General features: G+C 59.2%; 15 protein-coding genes. 11 read left to right on the plus strand and 4 right to left on the minus strand.

Annotated features, from left to right (window positions below):
• Positions 1 to 26: 26 nt before the first annotated feature.
• The 3 genes from AB4N44_RS19735 to aceE form a co-directional block, all read right to left on the minus strand.
• The gene (locus AB4N44_RS19735) at positions 27 to 1424 is read right to left on the minus strand and encodes an alkaline phosphatase D family protein (protein WP_460107899.1); all 1398 of its coding nucleotides are present in this window, start codon (positions 1422 to 1424) and stop codon (positions 27 to 29) included.
• Positions 1425 to 1702: 278 nt separating this feature from the next.
• Complete coding sequence (gene aceF, locus AB4N44_RS19740) at positions 1703 to 3664, minus strand: dihydrolipoyllysine-residue acetyltransferase (protein WP_127925568.1); 1962 nt, start codon at positions 3662 to 3664, stop codon at positions 1703 to 1705.
• 11 nt (positions 3665 to 3675) lie between these two features.
• On the minus strand, positions 3676 to 6321 hold the full coding sequence (gene aceE, locus AB4N44_RS19745; protein WP_007915682.1) for a pyruvate dehydrogenase (acetyl-transferring), homodimeric type: 2646 nt from the start codon (positions 6319 to 6321) through the stop codon (positions 3676 to 3678).
• A gap of 384 nt (positions 6322 to 6705) precedes the next feature.
• Between aceE and glnE the strand changes: the two genes are divergently transcribed.
• The 9 genes from glnE to AB4N44_RS19790 all read left to right on the plus strand — a co-directional run bounded on the left by glnE (position 6706) and on the right by AB4N44_RS19790 (position 17366).
• Positions 6706 to 9645, plus strand: coding sequence for a bifunctional [glutamate--ammonia ligase]-adenylyl-L-tyrosine phosphorylase/[glutamate--ammonia-ligase] adenylyltransferase (gene glnE / locus AB4N44_RS19750; protein ID WP_160037980.1), 2940 nt, complete (start codon positions 6706 to 6708; stop codon positions 9643 to 9645).
• 311 nt (positions 9646 to 9956) lie between these two features.
• A complete protein-coding gene (gene waaF / locus AB4N44_RS19755) occupies positions 9957 to 10991 on the plus strand; it encodes a lipopolysaccharide heptosyltransferase II (RefSeq protein ID WP_160037982.1) in 1035 nt (344 codons plus the stop codon).
• A 1-nt stretch (position 10992) separates the two neighbouring features.
• A complete protein-coding gene (waaC, locus tag AB4N44_RS19760) occupies positions 10993 to 12054 on the plus strand; it encodes a lipopolysaccharide heptosyltransferase I (protein ID WP_123448344.1) in 1062 nt (353 codons plus the stop codon).
• Positions 12054 to 13175: a glycosyltransferase family 4 protein gene (locus AB4N44_RS19765; protein WP_160037984.1), complete on the plus strand. Its 1122-nt coding sequence runs from the start codon at positions 12054 to 12056 to the stop codon at positions 13173 to 13175. Before waaC ends, AB4N44_RS19765 begins: the two co-directional genes overlap by 1 nt.
• A complete protein-coding gene (gene rfaP, locus AB4N44_RS19770; protein WP_127925572.1) occupies positions 13175 to 13981 on the plus strand; it encodes a lipopolysaccharide core heptose(I) kinase RfaP in 807 nt (268 codons plus the stop codon). Before AB4N44_RS19765 ends, rfaP begins: the two co-directional genes overlap by 1 nt.
• Positions 13981 to 14715, plus strand: coding sequence for a lipopolysaccharide kinase InaA family protein (locus AB4N44_RS19775; RefSeq protein WP_150750111.1), 735 nt, complete (start codon positions 13981 to 13983; stop codon positions 14713 to 14715). Before rfaP ends, AB4N44_RS19775 begins: the two co-directional genes overlap by 1 nt.
• Complete coding sequence (locus tag AB4N44_RS19780; RefSeq protein ID WP_127925574.1) at positions 14712 to 15464, plus strand: lipopolysaccharide kinase InaA family protein; 753 nt, start codon at positions 14712 to 14714, stop codon at positions 15462 to 15464. Before AB4N44_RS19775 ends, AB4N44_RS19780 begins: the two co-directional genes overlap by 4 nt.
• The gene (locus AB4N44_RS19785) at positions 15464 to 16915 is read left to right on the plus strand and encodes a lipopolysaccharide kinase InaA family protein (protein WP_127925575.1); all 1452 of its coding nucleotides are present in this window, start codon (positions 15464 to 15466) and stop codon (positions 16913 to 16915) included. Before AB4N44_RS19780 ends, AB4N44_RS19785 begins: the two co-directional genes overlap by 1 nt.
• A gap of 115 nt (positions 16916 to 17030) precedes the next feature.
• Positions 17031 to 17366 (plus strand): YceK/YidQ family lipoprotein, encoded by a 336-nt coding sequence (locus tag AB4N44_RS19790; RefSeq protein ID WP_127925576.1) that lies wholly within the window; start codon positions 17031 to 17033, stop codon positions 17364 to 17366.
• A 52-nt stretch (positions 17367 to 17418) separates the two neighbouring features.
• Here AB4N44_RS19790 and AB4N44_RS19795 read toward each other — a convergent pair whose 3' ends face one another.
• On the minus strand, positions 17419 to 18228 hold the full coding sequence (locus AB4N44_RS19795; protein WP_127925577.1) for a hypothetical protein: 810 nt from the start codon (positions 18226 to 18228) through the stop codon (positions 17419 to 17421).
• 377 nt (positions 18229 to 18605) lie between these two features.
• Here AB4N44_RS19795 and AB4N44_RS19800 point away from each other — a divergent pair, with 377 nt between their 5' ends.
• Together AB4N44_RS19800 and AB4N44_RS19805 are read left to right on the plus strand one after the other, a co-directional pair.
• Positions 18606 to 20360, plus strand: a complete 1755-nt coding sequence (locus tag AB4N44_RS19800; RefSeq protein ID WP_127925578.1) for a carbamoyltransferase family protein — start codon at positions 18606 to 18608, stop codon at positions 20358 to 20360.
• Positions 20353 to 21261, plus strand: a complete 909-nt coding sequence (locus AB4N44_RS19805; protein WP_127925579.1) for a glycosyltransferase family 2 protein — start codon at positions 20353 to 20355, stop codon at positions 21259 to 21261. The genes AB4N44_RS19800 and AB4N44_RS19805 overlap by 8 nt, the downstream gene beginning before the upstream one ends.
• Positions 21262 to 21307 lie beyond the last annotated feature (46 nt).

The raw sequence follows: 21307 nt of genomic DNA on the forward strand, positions 1-21307 counted from the left end.
CGCAACGGCGTCCTTTGACTGGAAACTCAGCGCAGAGGAATGCTGATCGATTGCATGCGTTTGCCATCGCGGTCGTGGTAATTGACCTGAATCTGCCCGGCCTCGACCACCATGTGGGCGAAATTGTCTTCACTGACCACCGTGCTGGTCAGCTCATGCCGGTAATCGCCCGCCGCCGTGCGCACCAGCGGCTGATTCAGAATGAACGTGGACGCCTTGGCGTAAGGCAGCAGTTTGCTGTTGCACAGCGGCGAGGAGACCACGGTGTGGACTTCGAAGTCCGGGTCTTCGCTGTGACTCAGGCGGGCGGTCAGTGAGCCATGCACGTCCCCCGAGATGAACACGACATTCTTGATCCGCCGGGTGCGGATAGTTTCCAGCAGGCGCAGGCGCTGTTCCGGGAAGGCTTTCCAGGCATCGTCACCGTGGAGTTTGCGATCCGGATAGAACATCACGCTGGTGACCACGAACTTGACCCGCGCGGTGCTGTTGCTCAGCCATTTGAGCAGGGCCTGTTCCTGTGCCTCGTCGAGGATGCGTCGATCATCGGCTGACAAGTTGCGGCGGGTACGACTGTCAGTCACAAACCATTCGATATCGCCGTCGCTGAATTGATACCAGTAATGCTCAAGTGTCGAGTGATCGACTTCACCGTTAGTTGTCAGCGGATGTGCCGGACTATGACTGGCCTGATACAGATCATAAGCGGCCATGGCGTTACGGTATAAGTCGTCGTCGGATGTGCTGGCATTGGCGGGCCAGTTATCTTCGATTTCGTGATCGTCGAGAATCATGTAAGTCGAAGTGCCCGACATCAAACGTTGAATATTCGGTTGGGAAAACGCGGCGCGGTACTTGCTGAGGATATCTTTGTATTCGCGATCGGGTGCGAGCAGATTCAAATCGTCGACGTAGATTTGGTCGCCGGTCATCATTACTGCGCTGATCGGCGGTTGTATGCCTTCGATCACCTGATTGATGGACGCGAAGATCCGGTCGCCCAGTTGTGGCAGGGAAGCGATGCCGGCGGTCATGCGCAGATAGCGGCAGGAGCCGACGATATAGGCTCTGGGCTGCCGGGCTTTGCTGGAACGAGTGCGCAGGCGATAAATCTCGCGCGGCCATTGCAGCGGCAGTTCGGCGACGCTGTCCGGGGTATGCACGGGACTCATCGGACTGAACCAGCCGGCCTGATATTCATACTCGGTATCGCTACTCAAGTTATTGATTGCGAACACATGCGACATATCACGCCACTCGCTCAGGCGCGCAAAGTTACCTTTTGACCACGGTTGTGCACCGGCGGCGCGATAACGTACGCCGGCAAATACCAATGCATTGTTCTGCCGGTCGCCACGCATGAATATGCGTGCGTGATTAGTTGTAATGTGGCCGATAATCGGGCCGATAGTTGGTTTTAACATGTCGAATCCATTCGAATGAATTTTAATAAATATGTAAGTTTGCAAGTGTTGCTTAGTTGAATTGGTTGCGCCTAGGTTAGTTGCGTATTGAATAAAAAAGATCGGGGCCAAGTCGACTAGGGCTGTGGCCGAAATCAGCGCAGCTTGTGGGAAAAAGACGAGAAAGGATTTTCTTCAGGCAAAAAAAAGCCCCGCCAAACTGACGGGGTTGAGGTACGAGCGTGTGGCGCTCGAAAGGGTGCAGCAATCGGCCCTCCGTCGCCGGAGGGCCGATCGAGTTACAGCAGGATCGTGCGAATGTCCGCCAGCAGGCTGCCCAGACGCTGGGTGAAGCGTGCGGCAGCGGCGCCGTTGATCACACGGTGATCGTAGGACAGCGACAGCGGCAGCATCAGTTTCGGCTGGAAGGCTTTGCCGTCCCAGACTGGCTGGATGGTTGCCTTGGAAACACCGAGGATCGCCACTTCCGGCGCGTTGACGATCGGCGTAAAGCCGGTGCCGCCAATGTGGCCGAGGCTGGAAATGGTGAAGCAGGCGCCTTGCATGTCGTCAGCGGTGAGCTTCTTGTCGCGGGCTTTGGCGGCCAGCGCAGCGGCTTCGGCTGCCAGTTGCAGCAGGCTCTTCTGGTCGACGTTCTTGATGACCGGTACCAGCAGGCCATCCGGGGTATCGACGGCGAAGCCGATGTTCACGTATTTCTTGCGGATGATCGCTTTGCCGCTTGGCGCCAGCGAACTGTTGAAGTCCGGCAGCTCCTTGAGCATGTGCGCGCACGACTTGAGCAGCAGCGGCAGGATGGTCAGCTTGACGCCGGCCTTCTCTGCAACGGCTTTCTGCGCCACGCGGAACGCTTCCAGCTCTGTGATATCAGCCGAATCGAACTGAGTCACGTGCGGGATGTTCAGCCAGCTGCGGTGCAGGCTCGACGCGCCGATCTGCATCAGGCGAGTCATCGGCACTTCTTCGATTTCGCCGAAACGGCTGAAATCGACGACCGGAATCGGCGGGATGCCCGCGCCACCGGTTGCGCCAGCAGCAGCGGCCGGTGCTTCCTTGGCCTTCTGCATCATCGCTTTGACGTAAACCTGCACGTCTTCTTTCAAGATACGACCGTGCGGGCCGCTGGCACCGACAGCGTTCAGCTCGACGCCGAACTCGCGGGCCAGTTGACGCACGGCTGGGCCGGCGTGAACTTTCGCGCCCGGCTTGGCCGGTGCGGCGGCTGGAGCGGCGGCAGGTGCAGGTGCTGCGGCAGCCGGAGCTGCAGCGGCAGGAGCACTTGGTGCAGCAGCGGTAGCTGGCGCCGGGGCAGCAGCAGGAGCCGCGCCTTTGACTTTCAGCTTCAGAATCAGGTCGCCGGTACCGACTTCGTCATCCAGCTTGATGGAAACGCTTTCCACCACGCCAGCGGCAGGCGATGGAATTTCCATGCTCGCCTTGTCGGATTCCAAGGTGATCAGCGATTGATCAGCTTCGACGGTGTCGCCAGCCTTGACCAACACTTCGATGATCTTGGCTTTGCCAGCCGAACCGATGTCCGGAACGTGGATGTCCTGAACACTGTCAGCAACCGGTGCTGCTGGCGCGGCTGCCGGAGCAGGCGCGGCGGCAGCGGCCGGTGCAGCAGCCTGAGCCGGAGCGGCCGCAGCAGGGGCCGCAGCACCCGCCACTTCGAGGTCCAGAATCAGGTCGCCAGTGCCGACTTCGTCGTTGAGCTTGACGCTGATGGCCTTGACCACGCCAGCGGCAGGCGACGGGATTTCCATGCTCGCCTTGTCGGATTCCAGAGTGATCAACGATTGATCAGCTTCGACGGTGTCGCCGACCTTGACCTGAATCTCGATGATCTGCGCCTTGCCCGACGAGCCGATGTCCGGCACGTGCACTTGCTGAACCGAAGCGGCAGCAGGGGCAGCCGCTGGCGCGGCAGCTGCAGGAGCGGCAGCCGGTTTGGCTTCAGCTTTTGCAGCCGGCGCAGCAGCCGGAGCAGGGGCCGCTTCAGCGGCGCCCTCGACTTCCAGCTCAAGCAGTTCGTCGCCTTCTTTGAGACGGTCGCCCAGCTTCACTTTCAGGCTCTTGATGACGCCGGCTTTCGGGGCCGGCACTTCCATGCTGGCCTTGTCCGATTCCAGGGTCAGGATGCTCTGGTCGGCTTCGATACGGTCGCCGACCTTCACAAACAGTTCAATTACTTCACCTTCACCGCTGCCGATGTCAGGTACGCGAATGAGTTCGCTCACAAAATGTCTCCTCAGCAGTCCAGTGGGTTGCGTTTTTCCGGGTCGATGCCGAACTTGACGATGGCCTCAGCCACCACCTTAGGTTCGATATCACCACGGTCAGCCAGTGCTTCCAGGGCTGCCAACACCACGAAATGACGGTCGACTTCGAAGAAATGACGCAGTTTCTTGCGGCTGTCGCTGCGGCCGAAACCGTCGGTGCCCAGGACTTTGAATTCCTTGGACGGTACCCACTGACGGATCTGCTCGGCGAACAGTTTCATGTAGTCGGTAGAGGCGATGACCGGACCTTTACGGCCGTTCAGGCACTCTTCGACGTAGCTCAGCTTAGGCTTCTGGCCAGGCTTCAGACGGTTGCTGCGCTCGACAGCGAGGCCGTCGCGACGCAGTTCGTTGAAGCTGGTAACGCTCCACACGTCAGCGCCAACGTTGAACTCTTCACGCAGAATCTTCGCCGCTTCACGGACTTCACGCAGGATGGTGCCGGAGCCCATCAGCTGTACGTGGTGCGCCGCATCGCGGGTGTCTTCTTCGAGCAGGTACATGCCTTTCTTGATGCCTTCTTCGGCACCGGCCGGCATGGCTGGCTGCTGGTACGACTCGTTCATCACGGTGATGTAGTAGAAGATGTCCTGTTGCTCTTCGGTCATCTTCTTCATGCCGTCCTGAATGATCACCGCCAGCTCGTAGCCGTAGGTCGGATCGTAGGTGCGGCAGTTCGGGATGGTCGCGGCCAGCAGGTGGCTGTGACCGTCTTCGTGTTGCAGACCTTCACCGTTCAGGGTGGTACGGCCGGCGGTGCCGCCGATCAGGAAGCCACGGGTACGGCTGTCGCCAGCGGCCCAGGCCAGGTCGCCAATACGCTGGAAGCCGAACATCGAGTAGAAGATGTAGAACGGCAGCATCGGCTGGTTGTGGCTGGAGTACGAAGTACCGGCAGCGATGAACGAGCTCATGGCGCCTGCTTCGTTGATGCCTTCTTCAAGGATCTGACCTTTCTGGTCTTCCTTGTAGAACATCACCTGGTCTTTATCGACTGGCTCGTAGAGCTGGCCGACGGACGAGTAGATGCCCAGCTGACGGAACATGCCTTCCATACCGAAGGTACGGGCTTCGTCCGGGATGATCGGAACGATGCGCGGGCCGATTTCCTTGTCCTTGACCAGTTGCGCGAGGATCCGCACGAAGGCCATGGTGGTGGAAATTTCACGGTCGCCGGAGCCGTCAAGGATGGCCTTGAGGGTGTCCAGGTCCGGAGTCGGCACGCTGAAGCTTTGTGCGCGGCGCTGAGGTACGAAACCGCCCAGTGCAGTGCGACGCTCGCTGAGGTAGCGGGCTTCGGCGCTGTTTGGCTCTGGCTTGAAGAACGGCAGGTTCTCCAGCTCTTCGTCCTTGACCGGGATGTCGAAACGATCGCGGAACAACTTCAGGCTGTCGACGTCGACTTTCTTGGTGTTGTGCGCAGTGTTTTTCGCTTCGCCGGCACCGGTGCCATAACCCTTGATGGTCTTGGCGAGGATGACGGTTGGTTGTTCTTTGTGGTTGACCGCTTCGTGGTACGCCGCGTAGACCTTGTACGGGTCGTGGCCGCCACGGTTGAGTTTCCAGATCTCGTCGTCGGACAGATCAGCAACCATCGCCTTGAGTTCTGGCGTGTTGAAAAAGTGTTCACGGACGAACGCGCCGTCTTTGGCTTTGTAGTTCTGGTACTCGCCGTCGATGACTTCGTCCATGCGACGTTGCAGGATGCCGTCGACGTCTTTGGCCAGCAGTGGGTCCCAGAAACGGCCCCAGATGACTTTGGTCACGTTCCACTGAGCACCGCGGAACACGCCTTCGAGTTCCTGGATGATCTTGCCGTTGCCGCGAACCGGGCCGTCGAGGCGCTGCAGGTTGCAGTTGATGACGAAGATCAGGTTGTCCAGCTTCTCGCGGCCGGCCAGGGAGATCGCACCCAGGGATTCCGGCTCGTCGCACTCGCCGTCGCCCAGGAAGCACCAGACTTTCTGTTTGCCCGGCTGGATGAAGCCGCGGTGTTCCAGGTACTTCATGAAGCGTGCCTGGTAGATCGCCTGAATCGGACCCAGACCCATGGATACGGTCGGGAACTGCCAGAAGTCAGGCATCAGCCAAGGGTGCGGGTAGGACGACAGGCCCTGACCGTCGACTTCCTGGCGGAAGTTGTTCATCTGGTCTTCAGTGATGCGGCCTTCCATGAATGCGCGGGCGTAAACGCCTGGCGAGGTGTGGCCCTGGAAGTAGATCAGGTCGCCGCCGTGTTCGTCGGTCGGGGCCTGGAAGAAGTAGTTGAAGCCGATGTCATACAGGGTCGCACTGGAAGCGAAGCTGGAGATGTGACCACCCAGGTCAGAATCTTTCAGGTTCGTACGCATTACCATGGCCATCGCGTTCCAGCGTACCAGCGAGCGAATGCGGCGTTCCATGAACAGGTCGCCAGGCATGCGTGCTTCGTGGGTTACCGGGATGGTGTTGCGGTAAGGCGTGGTGATGGCGTAAGGGAGCTGCGAGCCGCTGCGGGTCGCGAGTTCGCCCATACGGGTCATCAGATAGTGAGCACGGTCTTCGCCTTCTTTGTCGAGAACCGATTCCAGGGCGTCCAGCCATTCCTGGGTTTCGACGGGATCGAGGTCTTGCATGGCTTGCTCCAGGGCGGAAAGGCTTCCAGAATCGGTTGCCTGAGTTTGCGACTGGCCTTGTGGGCAGACGATTTAAAATTCTTGGATTGCCGATAGGTTGTTCCGGCGGCGTGTAGTTTTACTACAAATCTTCCGGCATTTCAGCCTTTCGAATGTATAGACGAGTAGTAAAACTACAGAAGAATGGCTTGTGGCCTCCGGCTGCGTTGTGAGAATAATCGTTAAGGTTGGTCTTTTGCCATCCGAAAAAGGTGAAACTTTGATGTTCGCTGCCAAAGAGAAAGAAATTTCAGCTATTTCTAACTTTTGTTCGACAGTCCTCCGGGTAGCGGGTTTTCACCAATCACTACAAGCGGCCATTTACACGCCGATCAAGGATAGACCATGACCCTGCCCGTGCTTGCCGAACTGCCCGCCATTCTCCTGCCGTTGGTCACTCGATCCGAGCAGTCGTTCCGTACGGCCGTCGCCGCGCTGGAAGACGATCATGGCTTTGTGAACTGGACGCCAGAGCGCTGGGCGCAGTTCGCCCGCGTCACCGCCGCCAGCGAATTTGTTATTGAACAGAGCGTTCGTGACCCTTTGATGTTGTTGTCGCTGGTGCAGTCCGGCGAACTCGACCGGGCCTTTGCGCCGGGTGAATTGTGTGCGCAGATTGCCGCCGCGGTGAATGCTGCGCAGAGTGAAGATGAACTCGGCCGCGCCCTGCGCCGCCAGCGCGCTCGCCATCAAGTGCGGATCATCTGGCGTGACCTCACCCGTCAGGCCGATCTGGTGCAGACCTGCCGCGATCTCTCGGACATGGCCGACGCCACCATCGATCAAGCCTATCAATGGTTGTACAGCCGTCATTGCGAACAGTTCGGCACGCCGACCGGCCGCCGCAGCGGTGAGCCGCAGCAAATGGTCATCCTCGGCATGGGCAAGCTCGGCGCGGTCGAGTTGAACCTGTCTTCGGATATCGATCTGATCTTCGCCTACCCCGAGGGCGGCGAAACGGTGGGCGTGAAACGCTCGCTAGATAATCAGGAGTTTTTCATTCGCCTCGGCCAACGCCTGATCAAGGCGCTGGACCCGATGACCGTTGACGGTTTCGTCTTCCGGGTCGACATGCGCCTGCGCCCGTACGGCTCGTCCGGCGCGCTGGTGCTGAGCTTCAATGCGCTGGAGCAGTATTACCAGGATCAGGGCCGCGACTGGGAACGCTACGCGATGATCAAGGCGCGGGTGGTGGCCGGCGATCAGGTGGCGGGCGCGCAGTTGCTCGACATGCTGCGGCCGTTCGTTTATCGGCGTTATCTGGACTTCTCGGCAATCGAAGCGCTGCGCACCATGAAGCAGCTGATCCAGCAGGAAGTGCGGCGCAAGGGCATGGCTGACAACATCAAACTTGGCTCGGGTGGCATCCGCGAGGTCGAGTTCATTGCTCAGGCCTTTCAACTGATCCACGGCGGTCGCGACTTGAGTTTGCAACAGCGTCCTCTATTAAAGGTGCTGAGCACGCTGGAGGGGCAAGGCTATCTGCCGCCGGCAGTGATCAGCGAGTTGCGCGAGGGCTACGAATTTCTCCGTTACACCGAGCACGCCATTCAGGCGATCGCCGACCGCCAAACGCAGATGCTGCCGGATGGCGCGCAGGATCAGGCGCGCATTGCCTTCATGCTCGGCTTCGCCGATTGGGATGCTTTCCACGAAAACCTGATGTTCTGGCGCGGTCGTGTCGCTTGGCACTTCGCTCAGGTGATCGCCGATCCCGATGACGATGAAGGCGCCGAAAGCGAAGTGGTGGTCGGCGGTGAATGGCTGCCGCTGTGGGAAGAGGCGCAGGACGAAGAAGCGGCCTGCCGTCAGTTGGAAGAGGGCGGTTTTGCTGACGCGAGCAAAGCCCTGAAAGCGTTGGCCGGATTGCGCAGCAGCCCGCAGTTGCGCGCGATGCAGCGGTTGGGGCGTGAGCGTCTCGATGCCTTTATTCCGCGTTTGCTCGCGCAGGCAGTGGAACACGCCAACCCGGATCTGGTGCTTGAGCGGGTGTTGCCGCTGGTGGAGGCGGTTGCCCGGCGTTCGGCTTATCTGGTGTTGCTGACGGAAAACCCAAGTGCCTTGCGCCGCTTGCTGACGCTGTGCGCGGCGAGCCCGTGGATCGCTGAGCAGATCACCCGCTTCCCGCTGCTGCTCGACGAATTGCTTAACGAAGGTCGCCTGTTCAAGCCGCCCTTGGCCCCAGAGTTGGCTGCCGAGTTGCGCGAGCGCCTGACGCGGATTCCCGAAGACGACCTCGAACAACAAATGGAAGCCCTGCGTCATTTCAAACTGGCGCACCGCTTGCGCGTCGCCGCCTCGGAAATTGCCGGCAGCCTGCCGCTGATGAAAGTCAGCGATTACCTGACCTGGCTGGCCGAGGCGATTCTCGAGCAAGTGCTGGCCCTGGCCTGGCGCCAGACCGTGGCCAAGTACGGCACGCCGCTGCGCACCGACGGCACCTTGTGCGATCCCGGTTTCATCATTGTCGGTTATGGCAAAGTCGGCGGTCTGGAACTGGGGCATGGTTCGGATCTGGATCTGGTGTTCATTCACGACGGCGATCCGCAGGCGGAAACCGATGGGCCGAAGTCGATCGATGGCGCGCAGTTCTTTACGCGGCTGGGGCAGCGAATCATTCACCTGCTGACGGCGCAGACCAACTCCGGTCAGCTCTATGAAGTGGACATGCGTCTGCGCCCATCCGGTGCTTCCGGGCTGTTGGTGAGTTCCCTCGGCGCGTTTGCCCGCTATCAGGAAAATGAAGCCTGGACGTGGGAACATCAGGCCTTGGTGCGTGCGCGAGTGCTGGTCGGCAGTCAGGATGTCGGCCAGGCGTTCGAGAAAGTTCGTGCCCAAGTGCTGGGCAAGGCGCGCGATCTGGCCACGCTGCAACAGGAAGTCAGCGAGATGCGCGCGAAGATGCGCGATAACCTTGGCACCAAGAGCACCGCAGCCGGTACGGCAGCAAATGCCTTCGACGCCACGGCGCCGTTCGACCTCAAGCAGGACGCCGGTGGTATCGTCGATATTGAATTTATGGTGCAATACGCGGCTCTGGCGTGGTCGCAAAGCCACCCGCCACTGCTGCGCTGGACCGATAACATCCGCATTCTGGAAGAACTGGAACACGAAGGGCTGATGCCTGCCGAAGATGCCAGCCTGTTGCGCGAGGCCTATAAAGCCTACCGCTCCGCCGCCCACCGGCAGGCCTTGCAGAAGGACGCCGGGGTAATTGCGGGAGACCAGTTTGCCGACGAACGTCGGCAGGTTTTGCGGATCTGGAAAGAGATGGGGCTAAGCTGATCCGCAGATGTATGAATGAATGCAAAACCCTGTGGGAGTGAGCCTGCTCGCGATAGCGGAGTATCAGACGACAACGATGTTGAATGTAACGACCCCATCGCGAGCAGGCTCACTCCTACAATAGATCTGCGGTGAGTCGCAGATGTGTGAATAGATGCAAAACCATGTAGGAGCGAGCCTGCTCGCGATAGCGGAGTAACAGTCGACAGAAATGTTGAAGGTAATGACCCATCGCAAGCCGCCGGTGTTCCCACAGTGATTATCGAGGCGGGGAGGCGTAAATGCCTCCCCGGTTCGTTTATGGAAACCACATGAATATTCTGATCGTTGGGCCCAGTTGGGTCGGTGACATGGTGATGGCGCAGACACTGTTTCAGTGTCTCAAGCAGCGCCACCCGCAATGCGAAATCGACGTGCTGGCCCCCGAGTGGAGCCGGCCGATCCTTGAACGCATGCCTGAAGTGCGCAAGGCCTTGAGCTTCCCGCTCGGCCACGGCGCGCTGGAATTGGCGACGCGTCGGCGCATCGGTAAGTCCCTGCGCGGCCAGTACGATCAAGCGATCCTGCTGCCCAACTCGCTGAAGTCGGCGCTGGTGCCGTTTTTCGCCGGCATCCCGAAACGCACCGGCTGGCGCGGTGAGTTTCGCTACGGCCTGCTCAACGACGTGCGCACCCTCGACAAAGAACGTTATCCGCTGATGATCGAGCGTTTCATGGCGTTGGCCTTTGAAGCGAACGCCGAGCTGCCGAAACCGTATCCACGTCCGAGCCTGCAAATCGACCCGGTGACCCGCGAAGCGGCGCTGGCCAAATTTGGTCTGACCCTCGATCGTCCGGTGTTGGCCCTGTGCCCCGGCGCCGAGTTCGGCGAGTCCAAGCGCTGGCCGTCCGAGCACTACGCCAAAGTCGCCGAAGCGCGCATTCGCGAAGGCTGGCAGGTGTGGTTGTTCGGCTCGAAAAACGATCACGCGGTGGGCGAAGACATTCGCGCCCGGTTGATACCGGGCCTGCGTGAAGAATCGGTCAACCTCAGCGGCGGCACCTCGCTGGCCGAGGCCATCGACCTGATGTCCTGTGCTGACTCGGTGGTGTCCAACGACTCCGGCCTGATGCACGTTGCCGCCGCGCTGAACCGCCCATTGGTGGCGGTCTACGGCTCGACGTCGCCGGGCTTCACCCCGCCGTTGGCCGAACACGTCGAAGTCGTCCGGCTGGGCCTCGATTGCAGCCCGTGCTTCGACCGTACCTGCCGCTTCGGCCATTACAACTGCCTGCGCCAGCTGATGCCGGACGCGGTCAACGATGCCTTGCAGAAGTTGCAGGGCTCTGTGGTCGAGGTTCAATAAGTTGCGGGTACTGTTGATCAAGACGTCATCGCTGGGCGACGTGATTCATGCGTTACCGGCGCTGACCGATGCCGCCCGGGCCATTCCCGGGATCAAATTCGACTGGGTCGTGGAAGAAGGCTTCGCCGAGATTCCGACCTGGCACCCGGCCGTTGGCAAGGTGATCCCGGTGGCGATCCGCCGCTGGCGCAAAAACATCTGGAAAACCATCACCAGTGGCGAATGGAAACGCTTCAAGCAAAGCGTGCGTGCCAACAAATACGATTTGGTCATCGACGCTCAAGGCCTGCTGAAAAGTGCCTGGCTGACCCGTTACGTCAAAGCCCCGGTGGCGGGTCTCGACAAAGGTTCGGCCCGCGAGCCGATGGCTTCGCGTTTTTACGATCGCAAATTGGCCGTGGCCCGTGGTCAGCACGCCGTCGAGCGGGTGCGGCAGTTGTTCGCCATCGCCCTCGGTTACGACTTGCCCAAAGGTCTGGGCGATTACGGCCTCAACGTTGAACGTCTGGTCGAATTGCCGCGCAAAAACGCCTTTGTGGTGTTCCTGCATGGCACCACGTGGGACACCAAGCACTGGCCGGAAGCCTACTGGCGTGAACTGACCGAACGCGTCGGTTACCTCGGCGTCGGCGTCAAACTGCCGTGGGGCAACCCGCAGGAAAAGGCTCGCGCCGAGCGGATTGCCGCAGGCTTCAAACACGCCGAAGTGCTGCCAAAACTCAATCTGGCCGGCGTGGGCAAAGTCCTCGCCGGCGCGCAAGCGTGCGTAGCGGTGGATACCGGTCTCGGCCATTTGGCCGCAGCACTCGACGTGCCGACCATCTCGCTGTTCGGCCCGACCAATCCGGGCCTGACCGGCGCTTACGGCAAATTGCAGATTCACCTGGCCAGCGATTTCCCGTGCGCGCCGTGCCTGCAAAAGAAATGTACCTATCAACCGACCGCGCAGGATGCCCGTCAGTTTGACCTGAAGCGTGAACAGCCGCTGTGCTTCACGCGTCTGAACCCCGAGCGTGTCGCCAGCCGACTGAGCACGTTGTTAATGGCTGAGGAGCTGCGCTGATGCAATTGGCATTCGTCCTGTACAAATATTTCCCGTTCGGTGGCTTGCAGCGCGACTTCATGCGCATCGCCCTCGAATGCCAGAAGCGTGGTCATCAGATTCGCGTCTACACACTGATCTGGGAAGGCGACGTGCCGCCCGGTTTCGAGGTGCTGGTGGCGCCGGTCAAGGCGTTCTTCAACCATCGTCGCAATGAAAAACTCAGCGCATGGATGGAAGCGGATCTGGCCAAGCGCCCGGTCGATCGCCTGATCGGTTTCAACAAGATGCCGGGGCTGGACGTCTACTACGCCGCCGACGGCTGCTTTGAAGACAAGGCGCAGAACCTGCGCAACTCGCTGTACCGCCGCTGGGGCCGTTATCGTCACTTCGCCGAGTACGAGCGCGCGGTGTTCGCCAAAGACGCGAAGACTGAAGTGCTGATGATTTCCGAAGTGCAGCAACCGTTGTTCATCAAGCATTACGACACGCCGATCGAACGCTTTCACCTGCTGCCACCGGGCATCGCTCAGGATCGCCGCCGTCCGGCAGATGCCGACGAAATCCGCGCCGGTTTCCGTGCGGAATTCAATCTGAAGGATGACGAACTGCTGCTGGTGCAGATCGGTTCCGGCTTCAAGACCAAAGGCGTTGATCGCAGCCTGAAAGCGCTGGCCGCATTGCCCGCTGAACTGAGAAAGCGTACGCGGCTGTTTGTAATCGGCCAGGATGACCCCAAATTGTTCCAGATGCAGAGTGCGACTTTAGGTCTGGGCGACAACGTGACGTTCCTCAAGGGCCGCAGCGATATTCCGCGTTTCCTGCTCGGTGCCGACCTGTTGATTCACCCGGCGTACAACGAAAACACCGGTACCGTGTTGCTTGAAGCGCTGGTCGCCGGTTTGCCGGTGCTGGTCAGCGCGGTCTGCGGTTACGCCCATTACATCGCCGAGGCCGATGCCGGGCGAGTGCTGGACGAGCCGTTCGATCAGGCGCAACTGACGCAATACCTGACTGACATGTTGAAAGATGACGCTGCACGGGCGGCCTGGAGCCGCAATGGTCTGGCTTTTGCCGAGACGGCCGACCTCTACAGCATGCCGCAGCACGCGGCCGATGTGATTCTGGCGGAGCACGCTTAATGAAGTTGATGCTGGCTGAACCGTTCAAAAGCCTTTGGGCCGGACGCGACCCGTTCGCCGAAGTCGAAGGCTTGCAGGGCGAGGTATACCGCGAGCTGGAAGCGCGTCGGACACTGCGTACGGAAGTCGATGGCAACGGATTTTTCGTCAAGATCCACCGCGGCATCGGCTGGGGCGAAATCTTCAAAAACCTGCTGACCGCCAAGCTGCCGGTACTCGGCGCAGGCCAGGAGTGGAAAGCCATCCAGCGTCTGCAGGAAGTCGGCGTGCCGACCATGACTGCCGTCGCGTACGGCGAGAAGGGCAGCAACCCGGCGGATCAGCACTCGTTCATCGTCACTGAAGAACTGGCGCCGACTATCAGCCTGGAAGACTTCAGCATCGACTGGGTCAAGCAGCCGCCCGAGCCAAAACTCAAGCGCGCTCTGATCGCCGAAGTCGCGCGCATGACCGGCATGATGCACCGCGCCGGCGTTAACCATCGCGACTGCTACATCTGCCACTTCCTGCTGCACACCGATAAACCGGTGACACCGGAAGATTTCAAGCTCTCGGTGATCGACCTGCACCGCGCCCAGACCCGCGCAAAAATCACGCAGCGCTGGCGCAACAAGGATCTGGCGGCGCTGTACTTTTCCGCGCTGGACATCGGCCTGACCCGCCGCGACAAGCTGCGCTTCCTCAAAGGCTATTTCCAGCAACCGCTGCGCCAGATTCTCGCTGAAGAAGCGCCGTTGCTGAACTGGCTGGAAGGCAAAGCCAACAAGCTCTATGAACGTAAGCAGCGTTACGGGGATGCGCTCTGATGGCGGGTTGGACTCTCGAGCCGCAATACAGCGAACTCGCCGAAGACTTTGGCAGCCTCGAAGCCGTATTCGCATTGCAAGGCGAACGCCTGACCCGCGACCCGCTGTCGGAAGTGATTCGCGTGCAGCGCAATGGCGTCAACTATTACGTCAAACGCTATGTCGGCGCCGGTAAAGGCCTGCGCCGTTACCTCGGCAAGCCGCGGGTGAAGATGGAATGGCAGAACCTCAAGCGCTTCGCCAAGTGGGGCATTCCCACCGCTGAAGTGGTGGCCTGGGGCCTGGAGCGTCGAGGTGCGGCGTATGATCGTGGCGCGATGATCACCCGCGAACTGCCGCACACCGAAGACCTCTCGGCGCTCGCCGAGCGCAAGGATCCGAAGCTCAAGGATCGCGCCTGGGTCGACGCTGTCAGTCGGCAACTGGCCGGTTATACCCGGACGATGCATGATCACCGATTTACCCATAACGATCTGAAATGGCGCAACCTGTTGATCGATGACCAGGCGCGGATATTTCTGATCGATTGCCCTAACGGCGAGTTCTGGCGTGGCTTCTGGCTCAAGTATCGGATCACCAAGGATCTGGCCTGTCTCGATAAACTCGCCAAATACCACCTGTCCAATACCCAACGCCTGCGCTTCTATAAGCAATACCGCCAGTGCGATCGGCTTGATAGCGCCGACAAGAAACGGATTCGGCACGTGGTGAGATTTTTCGAGGGACGCGAATGACTGATTTTCTCGCCGCTGAAGACCGCGCATTGCTTGAGCGCCATGGCCTCGGCACTTTCGACGCATTGTGGGCCAAGCAGCTTGAGGCTGTGGACGAGCCCAATACCGCCCGTGGTGGCTGGAGCAGCGTCTTCCGCCTGGACCTGGAAGGGCAGGGTTATTACCTCAAGCGCCAGAGCAATTACCTGACGCGCACCTTGCACGCGCCTTTCGGTGAACCGAGTTTTGCCCGCGAGTTTCGCAACATCAGCCGCTATCGCAAGCTCGGTATCCCGGCGCTGCAAGCGGCGTTCTTCGGTGAACGCAAAGTCGACGGCGAAGTCCGCGCGATCCTGCTGACCCGCGCGCTCGATGGCTGGAGCGATCTGGAATCGCTGTTGCAGCGTTGGGTGCAACTCAGTGCTGCACAGCATTCAGCCATCCTCAAGGCTTGTGGCTTGCTGGCTCGGCATCTGCACGGTGTGCGTCAGGTACACGGCTGTTTCTACCCCAAGCATATTTTTCTGCGGGCCACCGGTGACGGGTATCAGGCGCAATTGATCGACCTGGAAAAAACCCGTCCTTTATTGTTCGGCATGCGTGACCGGATCAAGGATCTGGAGCCGCTGCAACGCCGCGCGCCGGAATGGAACGAGGCGCAACTGCGTGAATTGCTGGCGGCTTATCTCGATCAGCCCACTGATAGCTCGCTGCTCGACAGCTGGCTGGCCCGGCTGACCGCGCGCCGCAGTCACAAGGAGACGCGTTGATGCAATTGTCCGAGCTGGCCGGTGTCGGGCGAACCCCGCAACTGCCACTGACTGTGACCCTGGCCGATGCTGCCGGCAGTGCGGATCTGCAATTGCTCAGTCTGCTGCGAGTGCTGCCGGGGCAGCGTTACGTCGGTGCCGGTGTCTGGCGCGGTCGTCCGGTGTTGGCCAAATTGCTGGTTGGCGGCAAGGCGGCGCGGCATTTTCAGCGTGAGCTGGAAGGCGTGCGCTTGCTGGCCGCACAAGGCCTGACGACACCGCTGTTATTGGCCGATGGTTTGAAGAATGGCGAAGGTGGCTGGCTGCTGTTCGATTTCCTTGAGGGTGCCGAAAGCCTTGGTGATGCCTGGGCGAAAGTCGAGTCGCTGCCGGTACTGGCCGACGAGCAATCGGCGGTGTTGGCCGAGGCGCTGGGCGCCATTGCCCGGTTGCACGGCAAGGGGCTTTGGCAGGAAGACCTGCATCTGGACAATCTGCTGCGTCACGGCGGCCAGTTGTACTTGATTGATGGTGCCGGTATTTGTGTCGAGACCGCCGGCCAGCCGCTGTCGCGACAGAAAGTCCTGGAAAACCTCGGGGTATTTTTCGCCCAGTTGCCCAAAGCGCTGGAGCCATTTACCGAAGAGCTTTTGGTGTATTACCTGTTGAGCAACAGTGAGCACGCGTTGCCGCTGGAAGCCTTGCAGAAGCAGATCGACAAGGTGCGCCGCTGGCGTTTGAAAGACTTTCTGACCAAGGTCGGTCGCGAGTGCACGCTGTTCAGTGTGCAGCGTGGAGCGTTCGGACTGCGCGCAATTCGTCGCGAAGAAGAGCCGGCCATGCTGCCGGTGCTTGCGCAGGCCGATGCGTTGCTCGATCAGGGGCATCTGTACAAGACCGGTGGCGCGGCGAGCGTTGGCAAGGTTCAGGCCGGTGCGCGTACGCTGGTGATCAAGCGCTACAACATCAAGGGCTTTGCGCATTGGCTCAAGCGTTTCTGGCGGCCGAGTCGGGCCTGGCATTCGTGGCGCGAAGGCAATCGCCTGGCGTTTCTCGGTATCGCCACACCGAAACCGCTGGCGGTGCTGGAGAAGCGCTTTTTCTGGCTGCGCAGTCGGGCGTATCTGGTGACCGAGTACCTCCCCGGGCCGGACATCATCGAGCGTTTTGCGCCGTACGTTGAAAATGGTGACGCACCAGAAGTGGAGTTGCAGGCGCTGGACCGACTGTTCGCGCGCTTGATTGACGAGCGCATCAGCCATGGCGACTTCAAGGGCCACAACCTGTTCTGGCAGCAGGATCGCTGGGCGCTGATCGATCTGGATTCGATGTGCCAGCATGGGACTGTGGGCAGTTTTGCCCCGGCCTATGCCCGTGACCGTGCGCGATTCATGCGTAACTGGCCGGAAAGCAGCGCGCTGTATCAGGTTATTGATCAGCGTTTGCCGAAAGACATTTCCAGCGCGGCTTGAATCAAACGCCGGAGGACAAGATTTAACGACTTGTCCTACGGCTTCTACAGAAACCATGAACTGTGCCCTGCACAGCGCCGATGCTAATTTGCCCGACGACCTTGGAGGGCAAATCTTGACCATCAAACAGGCTGTAACGCTGGGTGTTTTTTCATGGCTTTTAGCCGGTTGCGGCAGCGTCCTGAGCGTACTGCAGGACGATGCCGACGTCGCCCGTGACCTGCGCAAACAAAAAACCTACTGCCAATCCATTCCGCGTATTTACAGCGGTCTGGCCTTCGATTTCTGCGTGTTGAACGCGCCTCCCGATCCGAGTGGGGTTCTTTTGCCATTCGTGCTGCTGGATCTGCCACTGTCCGGTGTATTCGATACGGTAGCGCTGCCCTATACGGTTTATCGTCAGGTCACTGACGGCAATCTTGGTATTTACTGGCGCAAGGGTGGTTATTGAGTGCGGATAATGCATGGAAAGCCGGTCACGCAGGCTATCCATGCAGGGCTATTCAGCGAATGTCAAAAAAGGAAATTCCGGTGCTCCACAGAAGTCGCGAGTCGATCTCGGTGCCCAATTGAATCCAACACTGGAATTCTCCCTTGAAGCCTTTGAAGGGGCTGTAGGCTTGAGCCGGGAGGGAATACATGAACGCTTCTTCAGGTCGGTTGGCCTGGAGCTCGACGGACTGATCGAACACCTTTTCGTTTCCAGCGTAGATACGCCATTGAAGCAGGAGCGTGTTGTATGGACGCAAGTGTTCGATGACCGGAATGGTAATGAGGCGTCCCTGAGGATGGGTGCCGGCATCGATGCCACCATCCACCAGACCCTCAATGATTGCAGGCTGATAGTTCAGTTCACGTGTGACGTCTGTCAGCAGGGCAGGAGAGTTTTCGATCACTCCATTGGGTAGTTTGATTTCAGCGGTGACGTTCACGGACTTGCCGCTGAACGGCTCCAGTTGTTCGAGTGAGAGTCTGATGAACTCAACATTTCCGGCTACTGAAACATCGAAGGGGCCGAATGATGCTTTTGCGAGATCATCAGTACTGACCCAGTGAAGGGTAATGCGTGCGCCGATATCAGATTTTCGTGTACTGACAGCCATCATTACTGGCAGGGTTTTGATGATCTCCATTGGCAAAACTGCACCCCATTTTTCCGTTTCTCTGAGGACCACAAATTCGCCTGAAATAAATGCCAGGAAGCCTAATGCAGGTTTTTCCCGTTGTTCACGCGTGGCGCTTTTATCAAATTGGGGGGAGCTCAGCTTGCTCGAAAAGCCGACGTCCTTATTGCTGTAAATGAGAGTGTCCATGCATTGCTCCTTGTTCTCGGTTGCCCGGTATTTCCGGGTACAGGGAGTAAGCCGCGCAGGTTCAATTTGCGTAACTGTCAAAGTTGACAGGTTTTTAGTTTTTTTTGTTCTAATCAAGACCGCTTTGATGCTCACTGGATCCTTTTTGAACAAACGGAAATCGAGCCGCAACTTCATGGTGACTTTCTTTTTCAGAGGTTCCACCTCTGCGCAGTGGGCGCATTGGATTGCTGGCATCAGGTTAGCGATTGCGAATCCCAAACCCGGCGGGATTAACGCTATAATCCCGCCCTTTAGCTGTCACTCGCCCTGTGCGAGGGCACATCAATATTCAAGGCGCATCGCGCCTGCACGCAGACTAAAGAGGCTAGACCCCTGTGGCATTGACGATTCTTGGCCTGTCCGGCGCCCTTAGCCATGACCCTTCAGCAGCCTTGTACATCGACGGCAAGCTGGTGGCGGCGGCTGAAGAAGAGCGTTTCGTACGTGATAAGCATGCAAAGAACCGCATGCCCTACGAATCGGCGAAGTTCTGTCTTGAACAGGCCGGCATCAAGCCGTCCGATGTTGACGTGGTTGCGATTCCATTTGCCCCGATCAGCCTGTTCGGCAAGGCGCGCTGGCACTACGCCAAGCGTTACTGGTACGCGCCGGATCGTGCCCTCGATGCGATCCTGATGGGCAACCGTCGCTACAAGCGCTATCGCAACAAGATCGTCTGGTGCCTTGAGCAACTGGGTTTCGATCCGAAAAAAATCAAGATCGAGCCGGTCGAACACCATTTGGCTCACGCCTCCAGCGCTTACCATTGCTCCGGTTTCAAAGAAAAAACCGCGATTCTCGGTATCGACGGCAAAGGTGAGTACGCCACGACCTTTTTCGGCTACGGCGAAAACGGCAAGATCCACAAGATCAAGGAATTCTTCGATCCTGACTCTCTCGGCGGCCTGTATGGCGCGATCACCGAGTTCCTCGGTTTCGAGATGCTCGACGGTGAGTTCAAGGTCATGGGCATGGCGCCGTACGGCGATGCCAGCAAATACGACTTCTCACGTCTGGCCTCGTTCGAGAACGGCGAGCTGGTGATCAACACCGACTACGCCAACGTCATCGGCCTGCGTCGCTACAAAGAGAAGGGCAAAGGCTTCTACTTCTCGCCAAAGCTGATCGAATGGCTGGGACCGAAGCGCGAAGGTGACATCGCTGACGAACCGTACATTCACTACGCCGCGAGCATGCAAGCGCTGTTCGAGAAACTGGCGTTGCAGATGATCGACCACTACCTGGGCGACGTACTCAAGGAAACCGGCAAGCTGGCTTTCGCCGGTGGCTGTGCATTGAACGTCAAGCTGAACCAGAAAATCATTGCCCGCGACGACATCACGGAGCTGTTCGTGCAACCGGCGTCCGGCGATGCCGGCACTGCGGTTGGCGCTGCTGCCTATGTGTCTCACGCTCGTGGCGTACCCGTCGAGAAGATGGAACACGTCTACCTCGGCCCGTCGTACAGCAACGAAGACGTCATCGCCGCCTGCGCCCGTCACGAGAGCAAGCCGACCTGGCGCAAGCTCGACAACATGCCTGAGCAGATCGCCAAAATCATGGTCGACGGCAACCCGGTTGCCTGGTTCCAGGGGCGCATGGAATTCGGTCCGCGTGCATTGGGTGGTCGTTCGATCATCGGTTGCCCGAGCGTGGCCGGTGTGGCTGACCGGATCAACCACCAGATCAAGTTCCGTGAGCGCTGGAGGCCTTTCTGCCCGTCGATGCTCGACACCGTTGCGCCACAGATGATCAAGATCGATCACCCGGCGCCGTTCATGACCTTCACGTTCGAAGTGGCAGAAGAGTGGAAGACCCGCGTGCCGGAAGTCGTCCACGAAGATGGCACCTCTCGCGCTCAGGTGCTCAAGCGTGAATACAACCCGCGCTACTACGACATGATGAAGGCGCTGGAAAACCTGACCGGTAACGGCGTATCGCTGAACACCTCGCTCAACCGTCGTGGCGAACCGATGATCTGCTCGCCGACCGACGCACTGAACATGTTTTTCGGTTCTGACCTGGAATACCTGATCATGGAAGATATTCTGGTCGTAAAAGAGGGTGTGAAAGGATACGAACTTGACTGAAACACTGATCAGCGTCGTCATTCCTGTTTACAACTATGCGCGAACCCTGCCACGTGCAGTGGAGTCGGTGTTGGCGCAGCTGGATGAGACGACGGCGGATCTGCTGGTCATCGATGATGGGTCGACGGACGATACGCCTGAGGTGGTGGAAAAGCTCCTGCTCAAGCATGGCGGGCGTTTTCGTGCGCTGCGCAAAAGCAATGGCGGCTTGTCGTCGGTGCGCAATCGTGGGCTTGAGGAGACGACCGGGCGGTATCTGGTATTCCTCGACTCCGATGACGAAATGGCTCCCGGCGCACTGGCTGCGCTTTCTCAGCACATTGCCAGTCATCCGCACAGCCTGATGGTGATCGGTGCGCACTGGTCGGTGTTCGCTGACGGACGACGCAGCCTGCAGGCGGCCAAGCCGTTGCCTGTGACACCGCGGCAGCGCTTGCAGGGCTACCTGTTGAGCAAGACTGTGTCGATTTCAAACGGCGCCTGCGCGATGCATCGCGATGTTTTTGTTTTGGGTAACTACCCGGAACATTTGCGCAACGTCGAGGATTTGCCAGTGTTTGCCCAGGTGCTGGCGCGCTATCCCTGCACCGTTCTGGACAAGCCTTTGGCGCTGATCTACAAGCATGCCGACAGCATGCGCCATGACTTGCGCCAAAGCCTTGCCGCCGGTACGGAGCAGGTGGTCAGCGAAGTCTTTTCCAGTCGACGAATGCCCGAGGAAATGAGTGATTTGCGCCAGGCATTTCTGGCGCAGCGCTGTTTGTCGTTGTTTCGTGACTGTTATTCCCATGGCGAGTACAAGCTGGCCAAGTCATTCTATTTTCAGGCCTTGCGCGCAGACTGGCGGACGTTTTCGCGTTGGTCATACACGCGCAAGGCGTTGCGGTTGCTGTTTCGGTAAGCGGGTCGCGCTGATGTGTGCGTACCTTGTAACGAGTGTCGATGAG

The sequence above is a fragment of the Pseudomonas sp. S3_C06 genome, assembly GCF_054667675.1.